Source organism: Nostocoides vanveenii (assembly GCF_039531165.1).
Lineage (GTDB): Bacteria > Actinomycetota > Actinomycetes > Actinomycetales > Dermatophilaceae > Nostocoides_A > Nostocoides_A vanveenii.
Genome location: NZ_BAAAPN010000034.1, coordinates 1 through 15,673 on the forward strand (window position 1 = coordinate 1; position 15,673 = coordinate 15,673).

At 68.7% G+C, this 15,673-nt stretch carries 14 protein-coding genes and 1 pseudogene; 6 read left to right on the forward strand and 9 right to left on the reverse strand.

Annotated elements, in window-relative coordinates; translation table 11 throughout:
* Positions 1–149: pseudogene (locus ABD209_RS19760) on the reverse strand (transposase); the annotation flags it as partial.
* A gap of 147 nt (positions 150–296) precedes the next feature.
* Here ABD209_RS19760 and ABD209_RS06185 point away from each other — a divergent pair.
* Positions 297–785, forward strand: coding sequence for an HNH endonuclease signature motif containing protein (locus tag ABD209_RS06185; protein WP_344063621.1), 489 nt, complete (start codon positions 297–299; stop codon positions 783–785).
* Between the two features lie 69 nt (positions 786–854).
* Here ABD209_RS06185 and bioD read toward each other — a convergent pair whose 3' ends face one another.
* Genes bioD through ABD209_RS06210 form a run of 5 tightly spaced genes read right to left on the reverse strand, consistent with a single transcriptional unit; the run spans position 855 to position 6,693 of the window.
* The gene (bioD, locus tag ABD209_RS06190; protein ID WP_344063624.1) at positions 855–1,574 is read right to left on the reverse strand and encodes a dethiobiotin synthase; all 720 of its coding nucleotides are present in this window, start codon (positions 1,572–1,574) and stop codon (positions 855–857) included.
* Positions 1,571–2,812, reverse strand: a complete 1,242-nt coding sequence (locus tag ABD209_RS06195; RefSeq protein WP_344063627.1) for an 8-amino-7-oxononanoate synthase — start codon at positions 2,810–2,812, stop codon at positions 1,571–1,573. Before ABD209_RS06195 ends, bioD begins: the two co-directional genes overlap by 4 nt.
* Positions 2,809–4,137: an adenosylmethionine--8-amino-7-oxononanoate transaminase gene (gene bioA / locus ABD209_RS06200; protein ID WP_344063630.1), complete on the reverse strand. Its 1,329-nt coding sequence runs from the start codon at positions 4,135–4,137 to the stop codon at positions 2,809–2,811. The genes ABD209_RS06195 and bioA overlap by 4 nt, the downstream gene beginning before the upstream one ends.
* Before the next feature lies 1 nt (position 4,138).
* Positions 4,139–5,206: a biotin synthase BioB gene (gene bioB / locus ABD209_RS06205; protein WP_344063633.1), complete on the reverse strand. Its 1,068-nt coding sequence runs from the start codon at positions 5,204–5,206 to the stop codon at positions 4,139–4,141.
* A 44-nt stretch (positions 5,207–5,250) separates the two neighbouring features.
* Positions 5,251–6,693, reverse strand: coding sequence for a KamA family radical SAM protein (locus ABD209_RS06210; protein ID WP_344063636.1), 1,443 nt, complete (start codon positions 6,691–6,693; stop codon positions 5,251–5,253).
* 90 nt (positions 6,694–6,783) lie between these two features.
* Here ABD209_RS06210 and kdd point away from each other — a divergent pair, with 90 nt between their 5' ends.
* From kdd to ABD209_RS06230, 4 genes are all read left to right on the forward strand, one after another.
* Positions 6,784–7,953, forward strand: coding sequence for an L-erythro-3,5-diaminohexanoate dehydrogenase (kdd, locus tag ABD209_RS06215; RefSeq protein ID WP_344063639.1), 1,170 nt, complete (start codon positions 6,784–6,786; stop codon positions 7,951–7,953).
* Positions 7,954–8,041: 88 nt separating this feature from the next.
* Positions 8,042–8,206 (forward strand): RNA polymerase sigma factor, encoded by a 165-nt coding sequence (locus ABD209_RS06220; RefSeq protein ID WP_344063642.1) that lies wholly within the window; start codon positions 8,042–8,044, stop codon positions 8,204–8,206.
* Positions 8,207–8,271: 65 nt separating this feature from the next.
* The gene (locus tag ABD209_RS06225) at positions 8,272–8,577 is read left to right on the forward strand and encodes an RNA polymerase sigma factor (RefSeq protein ID WP_344063645.1); all 306 of its coding nucleotides are present in this window, start codon (positions 8,272–8,274) and stop codon (positions 8,575–8,577) included.
* Between the two features lie 369 nt (positions 8,578–8,946).
* Positions 8,947–9,363, forward strand: coding sequence for a hypothetical protein (locus tag ABD209_RS06230; RefSeq protein ID WP_344063647.1), 417 nt, complete (start codon positions 8,947–8,949; stop codon positions 9,361–9,363).
* On the opposite strand, the gene mgrA is transcribed toward ABD209_RS06230, so the two are convergent.
* Complete coding sequence (gene mgrA / locus ABD209_RS06235; RefSeq protein WP_344063650.1) at positions 9,332–10,399, reverse strand: L-glyceraldehyde 3-phosphate reductase; 1,068 nt, start codon at positions 10,397–10,399, stop codon at positions 9,332–9,334. The genes ABD209_RS06230 and mgrA overlap by 32 nt on opposite strands.
* Positions 10,400–10,520: 121 nt before the next feature.
* The gene (locus ABD209_RS06240; protein ID WP_344063653.1) at positions 10,521–12,239 is read right to left on the reverse strand and encodes an NAD-dependent malic enzyme; all 1,719 of its coding nucleotides are present in this window, start codon (positions 12,237–12,239) and stop codon (positions 10,521–10,523) included.
* Between the two features lie 126 nt (positions 12,240–12,365).
* On the opposite strand from ABD209_RS06240, the gene ABD209_RS06245 reads away from it, so the two are divergent.
* Positions 12,366–14,780, forward strand: a complete 2,415-nt coding sequence (locus ABD209_RS06245) for a phosphoketolase family protein (protein ID WP_344063656.1) — start codon at positions 12,366–12,368, stop codon at positions 14,778–14,780.
* On the opposite strand, the gene ABD209_RS06250 is transcribed toward ABD209_RS06245, so the two are convergent.
* The gene (locus ABD209_RS06250; RefSeq protein ID WP_344063659.1) at positions 14,769–15,593 is read right to left on the reverse strand and encodes a uracil-DNA glycosylase; all 825 of its coding nucleotides are present in this window, start codon (positions 15,591–15,593) and stop codon (positions 14,769–14,771) included. The genes ABD209_RS06245 and ABD209_RS06250 overlap by 12 nt on opposite strands.
* Positions 15,594–15,673: the final 80 nt, after the last annotated feature.

Below are 15,673 nucleotides of genomic sequence, written 5' to 3' on the forward strand. Positions count from 1 at the left end.
GCCGACATTTCGCCGCGTCCCTCACGCTCGGCGCGAGCCCGGGTAACCCAGTTGCCCAGGGTCCCCTCATTGACGCCGAGATCGCGCGCGACGGCAGCGATCGGCTTGTTGGTCTCCTCGACGATCCGTACAGCCCCCTCACGGAACTCACGGTCGTACTTCTAACGTGTCTCAGGCACAGCATCTCCTTATAGCTGATACCTACACGCTTCGGGGGGAAGTCCACCATCGCCAAAGGCTTCACCCGCGCCACCACCGGCAACGACGCCGACCCGCGCTACCGGATCCCCGAACCCATGGCCCGGCTCGTCCGGTTCCGCGACCGGCAATGCCGCTTCCCCGGCTGCGCGATCAGCTCCCGCTTCTGCGACCTCGACCACGTGATCCCATGGCCCGACGGGCCCACCAGCCCAGCGAACCTGATAGCCCTGTGCCGGCGACACCACCGCCTCAAGCAGACACCCGGCTGGCAGGTCAAGATCCACCCCGACCGAACCGTCACCTGGACCGACCCGGTCGGCCGCACCCACACCAGCTACCCGAGCGATCACCTCGGCCTCACCGACGACGGGCGAAGCCTGCCCAGCGCCGACTCGACCGCGACCGCCAGCGACGACGCGATCGTGGCCAGCGACGACGAGGACGTGCCTGCCGCTTCGGCGAAGGTGCGCGCCGCCAATTCGACTGTGCCCAAGGGCGACTCGGAGATGCCCGCCACCGACGAGGCGATCGGTGCCGAACTCAGCCCTCTAGAAGCACACCTGAAGCGTCTCCTCGCGGCCTGATTCCCTGCGCCGTCCGCTCCCGCCCGTCGAGGGGCAACGGCTTCACGCCGGTCGTGTCTTCAACGGCACTCAGAGGTGACCTTCGTCGTGCTGCCCAAGGAAGGGGTCAGCAATCGCGCGTGGGAGGTCTTGAAACCAGCCCGGCGCCAGGCGCTGGAACTCGCTGGGCGCCAATCCATCCGCGCCGGCGGGCAACGCGCCCAGAAGCGGCACGCCCAGTCCCGCCAGATGGTGGCGATTCGTCCGCTCAATCACCCCGGGCCGGGCGGGCCACGAGCCGATCACCAGTCCCGCGGCGCGCAACCCACGATGGGCGATCGCCTCCAACGTCAACTCCGTGTGGTTGAGCGTGCCGAGGCCGGCCCGCGTCACGACGATCAGCGGCGCGCGGGCCTCGGCCGCGAGATCGGCGATCGTCTCTCCCCGACCTCCGAGCTGGACCAGCAGGCCGCCCGCGCCCTCGACGAGCAAAACATCGGCCGCCCCCCGCAGCGCCGGCAGTTGCTCGATCTGCCTCGTCAGAGACGGGAGCCGGACGCGCTCAATCCGGGCAGCGGGCACCGGGGCCATCGGCTCGGTCAGCCGGAGCCCCTCACTGGTCGACACGTGGGGCACCAGTCGTTCGACTTCGGCGACATCCCCGGCCGCACCCGCGGCCACCCCAGTCTGGACCGGCTTGTGCACATGCACCCGTTCGCCGGCCGCGATGAAGGCGGCGGCAAGGGCGGCGGTCACCACGGTCTTGCCGACCCCCGTGTCAGTGCCCGTGATCAGGAAGGTCCGGCTCATCGCCGGGCGCCTGGGGCTCTTTGCCGGCTCTCGGTCGGCGTGGCCGTCGGGTCGGATCCCAGACTCGGGGCCGCCCCGCCGGAGCGCGCACTGGGCGCGCTATCGGTGCCCTCCGCGGCACATGCGGCCGCGAACTCGGCCCGCACGATCTCGGCCGCGGCACGCACCTCATCCAGACCCAGCCCGGCGCAGGCCGTCAGGCGGACGCGCGAGATGCCGTCGGGCACCGACGGCGGCCGGAAACAGCCCACCAGAACCCCCCGCTCGCCCGCCCGGTCAGCGGCAACCCGAGCGACCTCAGCGCTCGGGCAGGGGATGGACTGCACCGGTCCCGCGGCTCGCGCTATGCCGCACTCCTGCGCGATCACATCGGCATTGGCGTGCAGCCGCCCGACCAACGCCGAATCCGCGGCGATGATCCGGCACGCCTGACTCGCACTGGCCGCGGCCGCCGGCGTCAGCCCGGTGTCGAAGATGAAGGTCCGAGCCGTGTTGACCAGATGCTCGCGCAACGCCGACGGCCCGAGCACCGCACCCCCCTGGGCCCCGAGCGCCTTGCTCATCGTGGCGGTGACAAGGACGTGATCCGCTCCCGCCAGCCCGGCCGCATGCACACCACCACGTCCGGCGCCCAGCACTCCGATCCCGTGAGCCTCGTCCACGAGCAAGGTCGCGTCGTGGTCCGCACACACCGCCGCAAGCGCCGCGAGATCGGCCACATCGCCCAGCACGCTGTAGACCGACTCCACGACCACCAGCGCCCGCCCTTCGGTCCGCCCGGCCAGGGCCGAACGGACTGCGTCGACATCCCCATGCGGCACGAAGGAGACCACCGACTTGCTCAGCCGCGCCGCGTCGTGGATCGATGCGTGGACATGCGCATCGAGCACCAGCAGCAGGTCCGGCCCACCCAACGCCGTGATCGCCCCGACATTCGCCGCAAACCCACTGGAGAACACCAGCGCGCTCGATGCCCCTGTGAGAGAACAGATCTCAGCTTCAAGCTCTTCGTGCGCGGTTGTCGTTCCGGTGACCACCCGCGACGCGCGTGCACCCGCGCCATACCGATCGAGTGCCGTATGCCCGGCCCTGACCACCCGTGGATCGCGCGCCAACCCGAGGTAGTCATTGGACGCGAGGTCGACCGCCCCGGCCCGCACGGTCGTGGCCCGCCGAATGCCTCGCTCGTCCCGCCACGCCGCGCGCGTGGCAAGGAAGGCGCCCATCGACCCGTTCACGACGCCGACCCGCCGTAAACGTCCGCGACCGCACTGACCATCCCCGCACCGATCGCGGCGAGGTCGGCGTCGCTGCTGATATAGGGCGGCATCGTGTAGACGAGCCGCCGGAACGGCCGCACCCAGACACCGCGCTCCAGCGCCGCCCGGGTCACCCGCGGAATGTCCACCGACTCCGCCAGTTCGATCACGCCGACGGCCCCAAGGACGCGCACCTCACGCACCACCGACAACTCACACGCCGGCGACAACGCCGTCACCAGAGCCGCCTCAATCCGCGGCACATTCTGCGCCCACCCAGCGACCACCAGATCGAGCGACGCAGACGCAACCGCGCAGGCGAGCGGATTGCCCATGAACGTCGGTCCGTGCAACAGCGCCCGGTGCCGCGACGCGGCGATGACCTCGGCGACGGGCGAGGACACCACGACCGCACCCAGCGTCATCATCCCCCCGGTCAGCGCCTTGCCGACGCACATGACGTCGGGAACCACTGCGCCCCAATCACTTCCGAAGAAGCGCCCGGTTCGCCCGAAGCCCGTCGCGATCTCGTCGGCGATCAACACCAGCCCGTATGCCGTGGCCAACCGCCGCAGCACCACCAGAGCCTCCGGGGCGTAGACGACCATCCCGCCTGCGCCCTGAAGTACCGGCTCGACGATGATCCCGGCGACGCGGTCGGCAACTTCCGCGACAACACGCTCGGCCTCAGTGATCCACGAGGCGACCTCGACCGGGTCACTCGCCAACCCCTCGCCAGCGCGCCAGGCGCGCGGCGGACGCAGCAGAAAGCTCTGTGCCGGAACATAATCCGGGAAGTCGGCATGCATCCCGTCGACGGGGTCGCACACGCTCATCGCGCCGAGAGTGTCACCGTGGTATCCCCCACGCAAGGCGAGGAAGCCCGTGCGCTCGGGCCGGCCGAGCGCCTGCTGATACTGGACCGCGACCTTGAGCGCCACCTCGACAGCGACCGATCCGGAGTCGGCGAGGAAGACATGGTCGAGCCCCGCCGGCGTCAATGCCACCAGCTTCTCGGCGACGCGAACAGCCGGCTCATGCGTCAACCCGCCAAACATCACATGCGAGAACCGATCGACCTGATCGTGGATCGCCTTGTCCAGCAATGGATTCCGATACCCGTGCAGCACGGCCCACCACGAGCTCATGGCATCGCGGACGTGGAATTGCTGACCGTCCTCAGCGACCAGATCCAGCCACACGCCCGCGGCGCCGGTCACGGCATAGAGCGGCGGGCCATCCAGTGGCGCGTAGGGATGCCAGAGCAGACCCCGGTCGCGAGCGAGGACGTCCGCGGGCTCCACGTCAGGCGTTCGCCGTGACAGCCGTCCCGGCGCCCCGCTCACGGATCACCGGGTGGGTCAAGCCGGCCTCGGCCGTGGCGTCCCCGGGCACCTGCCCGACGATCTGCCAGCCGCCGTCGGCGATCATCGCCAGATCGTCCTGGGCCGCCTGCCCCTGCGACGTCAGGTAATCGCCGAGGAAGAGCGAGTTGGCCAGATGCAACGCCAGCGGCTGCAGGGTGCGCAGGTGCATCTCACGACCACCCGCCATGCGCACCTCCCGGTCGGGGCAGGCGAAGCGGGCCAGCGCGAGGATGCGCATCGCCCGCTGCGGAGTGAGATTCCAGTCCTGCCCGAGGGGCGTGCCTTCGAACGGCATCAGGAAATTGACCGGGATGGAATCGGAGTCCAGCGCACGCAGCGCAAAGATCGCCTCGACGATCTCCTCATCGCTCTCACCCATGCCGACGATCAGCCCGGAGCACGCGGCCATTCCCGAGTGCTTGGCGGCGTCGATGGTCTCGACGCGATCGGCATAGGTGTGCGTTGAGCAGATCTCCTCGTAGCGCGACTCGGAGGTGTTGATGTTGTGGTTGTAGGCGTCGACGCCGGCCTCGCGCAGGGCATCGGCCTGGCCGGTCTTGAGCAACCCGAGGCAGGCGCAAACCTCGACCTGCGGGTGGTCGGCCTTGATCTTGCCGACGATGTCCCCGACCCGCTCGATGTCGCGATTGCTCGGCCCGCGCCCACTGGCCACCAGACAGACCCGCGACGCCCCACCCTGGATGCCGTGGCTCGCCTGATCCACGGCCTGATCGGGCTTCAGCCAGCTGTACTTCAGGATCGGCGCCTCGGACCCCACCCGCTGCGAGCAGTAGCCGCAGTCCTCCGGGCACAGGCCGGACTTGAGGTTGACCAGATAGTTGACCTTGACCAGCCGCCCGAAGTGGGAGCGCCGCAGCCGCGCACCGGCAGCGACCAGCTCGAGCAGTTCCTCATCCCGCGAGCGAAGAATCGCGAGCGCTTGGTCGGTGGTCAGCGTGCCGCCGGCCAGTTGCTGGTCGGCGAGGGCGGCGAAGTCGGTCGACACGCTCGTCACCCTACCCGCGACACCCACGGTGGGCCGTCCACGTCTCAACCGAGTGCGAGCGCCGAGGCCTCCCGCGACGCGGTCGCCCGAGCGATCGCCGCGTCATGGGCCGCGAGGGCGTCGCCCTGCTCGCGCCACCACGCCTGGCCGTCGGCGGGCAGGGTGTAGATCGGGTCGTAATAGACGTATTCGCGCGACAGCGCGTCGACATCCTCGGCCTCGATCGAGGTCCGATAGTTCTTGCGCCAGAACGACATTCCGCGCACCCGGTCATACGAGTCCTCTTGGTGGACCCACCGCTTGCCGACGAAAGGCACGTCGCAGACGATCCGCGGCGTGGCGAAGCCGGGCAGGTAGCCGAGGATCGCGTGCTGCAACTCCTGGGCCTCCTGCAGCGACAAGCGCCAGTGCTCGCTGAACGGGATCATGTCGCACATATAGAAGTAGTACGGCGTGATCATCGCGTTGTCCTGTAACGCGAAACACAGGTCGAGCAAGTCGACGCTGGTGTCATTCACGCCGCGCATGAGCACGCCCTGGTTGCGGACATCGCGCACCCCCGCCTCCAACATGGCCTTGGCCGCCTCGGCGACCAAGGGGGTAACCGACTCCGCGTGATTGACGTGCGTATGAATGGCCAGGGACACCCCGCGTGCGCGCGCCTTCGCCGCGACGCGCCCAACACCCTCGACGACATCGTCCTGGAGCCAATGCTGCGGCAGCCCCATCAGTGCCTTGGTCGCCAGCCGGATGTCGCGGATGTTCTCGATGTTCAGCAGCTTGTCGAGGAAGCCTTCGAGGTTCTTCCAGGGCATATTCGCCACATCGCCCCCCGAGACGACGACATCGCGCACCGCCGGCGTGCGTTGCAGGTAGTCGAGCATCGCGGCATATCGGTCGACGGGCTTGCCCTGCAGTTTGAGCTTGGCGATCTGGGGAGTCGAGTTGCCGACGAGATCCATTCGCGTACAATGCCCGCAATATTGCGGGCAGGTCGGCAGCATCTCCGCGAGCACCTTGGTCGGGTAGCGGTGGGTCAGGCCCTCGACCGCCCACATGTCGTGCTCGTGCAGCGAGTCGCGGGAGGCGAAGGGGTGCGACGGCCAGTCGGAGCGGCGGTCGGAGAAGACGGGAAGCATGTAGCGCCGCACTGGGTCGGCGCGGAAGGCGTCGGTGAACTCCGCACCCGCGGCCGGCAGCTCCCCGAGTGTCGACACCATCGTGTTGAGCATCTGCGGCGGCAGCAGCATCGACATCGTCGCCCGCTCGCCCTGGTCGCGTTCGAGGTCGGCATAGAAGTCATCGGTGAGCAGATCGCCCATCACCTCGCGCAGCTGCGCGAGGTTCTTCACACAGTGCGCGCGCTGCCACTGCGCGCTGCGCCAGTCGGCCTGGGAGACCTCGCGCCACCCGGAGAACCGGCGCCAGTCCGGCTCGACCAGCTCGCGCTGACGATAGGCGTAGGGCTGCTCGACGGACGTTGTCATGCGTGACAGGATAGACAGAGGAATTGCGTTTGAGCCACCCTGTGCGCGCAAGACTTCTCGTCAGAGCGCACTCGATGAGGAGATTTTGCCGTGAACCCCGAGGCTGACGCCACCGCGACCGAGTCCTCTCCCGTGGGCATCCACCGCGTCCTCGAGCCTGTCGGCTCCGCCCTGCCACAGGCCGCTCGCCGGCTCGACGCCCGCCCCGAGTTGTGGCCCGATGAGGTCCGCATCGATGTCGAGACGCTCAATCTCGACGCCGCGTCCTACCGCCAACTCGCCGAGGCGAACACCGTCAACGGCGTCCTGGACACCGACGCCCTGCGCGATCAGGTGCTCGACATCATCGCCACCCGCGGCAAGATGCAGAACCCCGTCACCGGCTCCGGCGGCATGCTCATCGGCACCGTCGCCGAGGTCGGGCCGCAGTCGACCCTCGGGCTGAGCGTGGGCGACCGCGTCGCCACCCTCGTTTCGCTCTCGCTCACCCCGCTCGTGATCACCGACGCGTTGGCGCGTTGGGACGGGCGCGAGGAACGCGTCCCCGCCGACGGTCACGCCATTCTCTTCGGCCGCTCCATCGCCGCGGTGCTCCCAGGCGACCTCGCCCCCGAGTTCGCGCTGATGGTGATGGACGTATGCGGCGCCCCCGCCCTCGTGCGCCGCGTCGTCGGGACGTATGCCGGGGGAGGAGCCGGCCCGTTCGGGCGCCCCGAGCCCATCGACTCGCCCGACGAACTCGCGCACGGCGGCGCGTCGATGCGTGCGGAAGCCCCACCCGCGGGCCCTACCGTGCTCGTGCTCGGCGGCGCCGGGAAGTCCGGTTCCCTCGCGCTGGCCGCAGCCGCCGATGCGGGCGCGGGGCGGCGGATCGCGGTGGTGCCCAACCAACTCGAAGCCGACCGCTTGCGCGCGACCGAACTCGCCGACGAGATTGTCATCGCCGACGCGCGCTCGCCGCTCGGACTGGCCACCGCCGTGGAAGCGGCCGGCGGGCCGGCCGACATCACGGTTGTCTGCGTCGACGTTCCCGGTTGTGAGCAGCCTGCACTCTTGAGCACGGCTCAGGGCGGCACCGTGATCTTCTTCTCGATGGCGACCAACTTCGCCGCGGCGGCGCTGGGCGCCGAGGGCCTGGCTGCCGATGTCACGATGCTGGTGGGCAATGGCTATGTCCCCGGGCACGCGGCATACGCCCTGGATCTGGTGCGTCGCAATGCCGACGTCCGGGCGCTCTTCGAGGCCCGCCTGACGCTCTGACTGCCCTCCTAATCTGGTGGTGTGACATCCGCACGGGGCCGGACATCTCTGGGTGTGAACATCCCGATGATGCGACGCGGAGGCGACGATGCGTGAGGATCAGTTCGACGCCGCCTTCCGCACGCTCGCGCCGCGTGTCTACGCCTACGCCCGGCGGCACATCGACCTCGCCGAGTGCAAAGACGTGGTCGCCGAGACCTTCCTGATCGCTTGGCGGCGCCTCGGCGAGGTGCCGGAGCAGCCCCTCCCCTAGCTGGTCGTCACGGCACGGCATGTCATTGCCAACCGTCTCCGTGGCCGAAGGCGCGCCGAATCCCTTTGGCAGCAAGCGGTTCGGCCTATTGGCACCAGCCGGCGAGCGTCGCTCCGGCCGAGATCGTCGCCGAGCGCGATGCCTTGATCGGTGCGTTCGCCGCCTGCAGCCCCGCCGAACGCGAGGCGCTGCTGCTCACCGCGTGGGACGGATTGACGTATGCCGAGGCCGCTGCCGTCCTCGGCTGTAGCGAGCACGCCTTGACCGTTCGCATCAGTCGCGGCCGTGCCCGGCTGACCCAAACTCCGCGATCCGCGGACCACCCGCACGCCACTGCCCCATCCCTTCGTCTCGTGGAGGACCTGCCATGACACGGCAAACCGACCCCTATGACCTGCTCATCGCCGCGCGCGACCCACCGCCGATGACCTGCACCGGCATTTCGAACCGGCAGGCGAGCGCATCCACGACCAGGTGCTGGCCGGTCGCTCCGGCTCGATCGCCCGCCCGGAACGCCGAGCGCCGCGCAGGGGGCGGCGCTGGCTCGCAACCAGCCTGGTCGCGGCGGCCGCAGCGGGTGCGCTCGCGATCCTCCGGTCGATCATCAGCCCGGACGCGAGTCCGCAGGCGTCGGCGCTGTCGGCCCTTGCCTCGACCGCAGCCACGCAGCACGACGGTGCGATCCCAGCGGGTCACTATGTCCACCTCACCAGACCCAGACCCAGAGCGGAGGAGCCATCGTGCCGACCCTGCCGCCTCCGGGTGCATCGACCACAGGGACGGTGGCGCAGCCCTCGGGCCCGGACGAGGTCCGCACGCGCGAACAGTGGGTCGGCGCCGACGGCACGACCTACGCCAAGCTCTCCGGACCCGATGTGAATGCGGTCTTTCGCTTCCCCGCCACGGCGCCCTACGACCCGGCAACGGTGCTGATGCTCCCGACCCAGGCAGAACCCCTCCTCGCCTGGTTCCAGGACCACACCAACGGATCCTCGTCCGCGCACGAGGCCGTCTTCGACGGCGAGGGGCACACCTACCGGGCGGTCGCGGCATACGACGGTCTGGTCGAAGCCGTCCCGGCGGCCATCCTGGACGCAGCGGTCGACCCGGCCGAACCACCGGCGACTACGTCGCCGAAGACGCAGCCCACAGGTTGATGCCGGAGTCGACGGCGTGCTTGTCGATCGACTTCAACTCTGCCGCAGTGAAATCCAGGTTCCGGACGGCACCCACGCTGTCCTCGAGCTGGCGGACGCTGGAGGCGCCGATGAGGGCTGATGTGACCCGGTCGTCACGAAGCACCCAGGCGAGGGCCATCTGGGCGAGTGTCTGGCCGCGCTTCTTGGCGACGCGGTCCAGAGCCGCGATGTGCGTCAGCGCCTCGGGCGTGAGCAGCGACTCGCTCAGACTCTTGTCCTGGGACGCGCGTGAACCTTCGGGGATGCCCTTGAGGTATTTGTTCGTGAGCATGCCCTGGGCGAGCGGACTGAAGGCGATGCAGCCCACGCCCGTGACGCCCAGCACGTCGAGCAGGCTCTCGGCGCTCCCCTCGGGGCGCTCCTCGACCCACCGGTTGAGCATCGAATAGCTCGGCTGGTGGATGAGCAGGGGGGTGCCGAGATCGGCGAGGATTTCGGCCGCCTCCAACGTCCGTGCCGGGCTGTATGACGAGATGCCGGCATAGAGCGCCCGGCCGGACTTCACGATGTGATCGAGCGCGCCCATGGTCTCTTCGAGCGGGGTGTCCGGGTCGAAGCGGTGGCTATAGAAGATGTCGACATAGTCCACGCCCATCCGCTTCAGGGACTGGTCGCAGCTGGCGATGACGTACTTCCGGGCGCCGCCACCCTGCCCGTAGGGACCGGGCCACATGTCGTAGCCCGCCTTGCTGGAGATGATCAACTCATCGCGGTAGGGCCGGAAGTCGCGGGCGAAGATGCTGCCAAAGTTGCGCTCGGCGCTGCCATACGGCGGGCCGTAGTTGTTGGCCAGGTCGAAGTGCGTGACGCCGAGATCGAAGGCGCGGCGCAGGATTGCCTGCTGGCGATCGAGCGGCACATCGTCGCCGAAGTTGTGCCACATGCCGAGACTGATCGCCGGCAGCACGAGCCCCGACCGGCCGACGCGGCGGTAGGGCATCCGCCCGTCGTAGCGTCCGTCGTCGGCCTGGTAGTCGTTCGCGATGAGGGTCATGGGCGAGACTCTATTGGGGCTTGCATCCTGACGCCGACGGGCTCGGGGTCCTCGCGAAGTATCGGAGCTGGGTCCCACGCTCTGCGTGGGCCGAAGGAGCGGAGAACTTCGTGGGGTTCCCCTAGATGGCTTCGATTTCGGGATACACGGGCTGCCACATGCGTTCGTAGATCTGCTGGATCGGGTCGGTCAGCGGGTTGCGGGCCAGGCCTTCGGTGGCCGCCTGCTGAGCGACGGCCACAGCCACCGTCGCCGACACCGTGCGCAGGGCACTGATCGTCGGCAGAAGAGGGGCGCCCTGGCGATAGGCGTTGACCATGCCGGCCAGCGCCTCGGCGGCCGCGGCGATCATCCCGTCACTGATGCGGGTTGCCTGGCTGGTCGCGACTCCGAGTCCGAGGCCGGGGAAGATCAGAGCGTTATTGGCTTGGGCGATCGTGTAGCGAACCCCGTCGAGATCGACCGGCCAGAAGGGGCTGCCAGTGGCCACCAGGGCGCGCCCGTCGGTCCAGGTGAGCAGGTCGGCCGGCGTGGCCTCGGCGCGGCTGGTCGGGTTGGACAAGGGGAAGATGATCGGCCGGGCGCAGTAGCTGGCAATCTCCTCGACGATCGCACGCGTGAAGGCCCCACCCCGGGTGGAGGTCCCGATCAGGATGGTCGGGCGGGCATTGCGGATGACATCGGCGAGGGTGATGTGGTTCGGGTCGGCAACGGCCCAGTCCGCGAGGTCGGCGCGGGCGCGGGCATACGGACGTTGGAAGGGCATGAGTTCTGGCTGGTCGTCGACATAGAGGCCGTTGATGCCGATGGCATAGAACCGGGAGTAAGCCTCCTCCTCGGTCTCCGAGGCCCCGGTGCGCAGCATGGTGTCGCGGATCAGGTTGGCGATCCCGATGCCGGCGCTGCCCGCGCCGAAGACGCAGACCCGGTGGTCGTCGAGCTCGAGTCCGGTGACATCGACGCCGGCGAGGATGGCCGCAAGCACGACGGCCGCGGTGCCCTGGATGTCGTCGTTGAAGGTGCAGATCTCCTCGCGATAGGTCGTCAGCAGCCGGTGGGCGTTGGTGGTGCCGAAGTCCTCCCAGTGCAGCATCGCGTTGGGGAAGAGGTCCTTGACCGTGTTGACGAAGAGGGCGAGGAATTCGTCGTACTTTTCGCCGCGGACCCGCGCGTGCCGCTCGCCGAGATACATCTCCGAGGACAGCAGACCGAGGTTGTCTGTCCCCACGTCGAGCACCACCGGGATGCAGCGGCGCGGGTGGACCCCGGCGGCCGCGGTGTAGACCGACAGCTTGCCGATCGCGATCTGGATGCCGCCGATGCCCTGGTCGCCGATGCCGAGGATGCCTTCGGAGTCGGTGACCACGACCAGGTCGACCTCGTCGGGGTTGAGGCCGAAGTTGAGGAAGGAATCCACCATCAACTCGGGCTGGTCGATGGAGAGAAACACCCCACGCGGGCGCGAGAACTCGTGGCTGAAGCGCTCGATCGCCTCACCGATGGTGGGCGTGTAGATGACCGGGAGCATCTCCTCGATATTGCTGGTCAGTAGGCGATAGAAGAGCACCTCGTTGCGATCGCGCACGCCGGCCAGGTGGAGATAGCGCCCCAACATCGTTGTCGTGCGCTGGTATTGCTCGTAGACCCGGCGCACCTGGTTCTCCAGATTGGTCACTCGAGTCGGGACCAGGCCGACGATGCCCAACTCACGGCGCTGCTCGACAGTGAAGGCCGTGCCCCGGTTGGTGGTCGGGTTGGTCATCACCGCACGGCCGCGCGCTTTGATCCGGAGGGGCCCGAAGCCGGTCGAAGTGTCCTGTTCGTAGTCGGTGCTCGGCATGGGTCAACCCTGTCCTATTCGGCCCGCTAACGCAGCGCTCTGCCCCCGTCAAGTTCACGCGGAGTTCACCGCAAAGTCAGGCAAGGCACAGTTGCCTGCTCGTCGCCACCTCGTTTGGATGAAGGCATGGGGAACACCGACACACTGGGCACCTATGCCGACGCCGAACTCGACCTCGACCTGCGGTGGTGGAAGGCCGCGAACTATCTGACGGTGGGGCAGATCTATCTGCAGGACAACGTCCTGGTCCGCGAGCCACTGCGGCCCGAGCACATCAAGCCCCGGTTGCTCGGTCACTGGGGGACCAGCCCGGGCCTGTCGATGATCTACACCATCCTGAACCGGATCATCAAGGCCACCGACACTGACTGGCTCTACATCACCGGGCCCGGTCACGGTGGACCCGCGCTGGTGGCCACCGGCTGGCTCGAGGGCACCTACTCCGAGATCTACCCGCGCGTTGGCCGGGACGCCGCCGGTATCCGTCGCCTGTGCCGCCAGTTCTCCTCTCCCGGAGGCATTCCCAGCCACGTCAGTGTCCAGACTCCCGGATCTATCCACGAGGGTGGCGAGCTCGGCTACGCGCTGATCCACGCGGGGGGAGCGGCGATGGATCACCCCGACCTGTTCGTGGCCTGCGTCATCGGCGACGGCGAGTCGGAGACGGGCCCGCTGTCCGCGTCCTGGCGGCTGCCGAACTTCCTCAACCCACGCCGCGACGGCGCGGTCATCCCGATCATTCATCTCAACGGCTACAAGATCGCCGGCCCGACTGTCCTGGGCCGCACCAGCGATGAGGACGTGGCCGCCTACCTGCGTGGCCAGGGCTGGGACCCGGTCTTCATCGAGGGTGACGACCCGCGCCAAGTCTTCAGCGATCTGTATGCCGCCCTCGCCGGCGCCCAGCGCGACATTCTCGCGATGCGTGCCGAAGCTCGCTCGGAGGAGTCACTCGACGGGGCCAGCCCGAGCAAGCGCTACACCTGGCCGGCCATCGTGCTGCGCACGCCAAAGGGCTGGACCGGACCGCACGAGGTCGACGGCGTCCAGGTCGAAGGCACCAACCTCAGCCACCAGGTCCCGCTCTCCGGGGTTGTCGACAACCCCGAGCACCTGGCGATTCTCGAAGGCTGGCTGCACTCTTACCAGCCCGACGAACAGTTCGACGAGAGCGGCCGGCTCGTGCCGGAGCTCGCGGCGCTCGCGCCGGACGGTGAGAAGCGGATGTCGGCCACGGCATACGCCAATGGCGGCAAGCTGCTGCGCGATCTGCCGAGCCTCGACCTCTCGGCCTACGAGGTGGAGGTCGGCGACAACCGCGGCGCGGTGTGGTTCGAGAACACCAAGTCCACCGGCGAGTTGATGCGGGACATCTATGCGGCCGACCGGCGACCGGACGGCGGCGGGACCTTCCGGCTCTTCTGCCCCGATGAGACGGCGAGCAACCGGCTGCAGTCCGTCTTCGAGGTCACCGACCGATGCTTCATGGGCCCGGCCGAACCGACTGACCAGCGGCTAGGACCGGACGGCCGCGTCATGGAGGTGCTCTCCGAGCACCTGTGTCAGGGTTGGCTGGAGGGCTACCTGCTCAGCGGGCGGCACGGGATGTTCGCGACCTACGAGGCGTTCGCGATGGTGTCGGCGTCGATGGCGATCCAGCACGTGAAGTGGCTGCAGCACGCCCAGACGCTGCGGTGGCGCGACTCGGTTGCCTCGCTCAACATTTTGTTGACGTCGACCTGTTGGCGCAACGACCACAACGGCTTCTCGCACCAGGGCCCGGGGCTGATCGACTGCCTCATCCCGCTCGCGCCCGATGTGGTGCGCGTATGGCTGCCGCCGGACGCGAACACCAGCCTCTCGATCGCGGACCACTGCTTCCAGTCCAAGGACCACGTCAACCTGATCGTCGTCGACAAGCAGAAGCACCTGCAATACCTCACCTTGGAAGAGGCGCACGATCACTGCGCGGCCGGCGCGGGGGAGTGGGCCTGGGCCTCGAATCTCGACGAGAGCGGCAAGCCGGACATCGTGATCGCGTGCGCCGGAGATGTCCCGACCCAGGAAGCCCTGGCCGCCACCGAGTTGCTGCGCAATCACGTCCCGGACCTGCGGGTGAAGTTCGTCAATGTCGTCGACCTGATGGCGCTGCTGCCGGAGAACGACCACCCGCACGGCTTCACCGACACCCAGTTCGACGATCTGTTCACGACCGACACCCACGTGGTCTTCGCCTTCCACGGCTACCCGCGGGCGATCCACCAACTGGTGCACGGCCGGACCAACCCGGGGCGCTTCCACGTGCGCGGCTTCAACGAACAAGGCACCACGACAACGCCTTTCGACATGGTGGTGCTCAACAAGATGAGCCGCTTCCACCTCGCCAAAGAGGCCCTGCGCCGCTCCACCCGCCGCACCGCGGGCTGGAACAGCCTGGTCCAGTTGTGCGATCGCCGGCTCGCCGAGCACGAGACCTATATCCGCGAGCACCTGGCCGACATGCCCGATATCGCAGACTGGACGTGGGGCTCAGGGGCCTAACGACGCCAGGACGTCGTCGAGCATCTGCGGGGTCAGGCGGCCGGTGTACGTGTTGTGCGGGCTGACGTGATAGCAGCCGACCAGGGTGACCTCGTCGCCGGCCGGCGAGGTCACCTGGACGCGAGCGCCATGGGCGAACTTCGGCAGCGGGCGCGGGACCTCCCAGCCAAGTTCGCCCAGGGCGGTGAGCGTCGCCTGCCAGCCGGCGGCACCGAGCGCGAGGATCGCGCGCAGGTGGCGCGCCGATAGTTCGAGTTCGCGCGCCAGCCAGGGGCGGCAGGTCAGCCTTTCCTGTGGTGTCGGCGCATTGGCTGGCGGCGCACAGCGCACTGAGGCGATGATCCGCGCGCCAGTCAGCCCCAGGCCGTCGCCCGCTGCCTCGGAGGTGGGCTGGTTGGCGAAGCCGGTCCGGTGCAGGGCGGCGAAGAGGAAGTCACCAGAGGGATCGCCCGTGAAGACCCGTCCTGTCCGGTTGGCGCCATTGGCCGCCGGCGCCAGGCCGACGATCAGCAGCGGCGCTTCGGGATCGCCGAAGGACGGCACGGGGCGCCCCCAATAGGGCTGCGCCGCAAAGGACTTGCGGCGTTCCGTGCGCGCGACGTCCTCGCGCCAGGCCACGAGGCGGGGGCAGGCACGGCATACGGAGATCCCGGCAGCGAGGTGGTCGAGGGTCGCCGCGCCCGCGGCGAGTTCGGCGACTTCCCGCGCGCTCCGCGCGATGGCCGTATGCCGCGTGGCCGGGTCCCCGGGCCAGCCCGCGCCAGGCGGAACCGGGGAGTCGAAAAGCTCGCCGGTCACGGGGTGCGGGTCCACCCCCACACCCTAGGAGGCCGACGAATCGGGAGCATAGATCGACGGCAACCGACAACTTTGCGGGCATCATCATGCCCAGC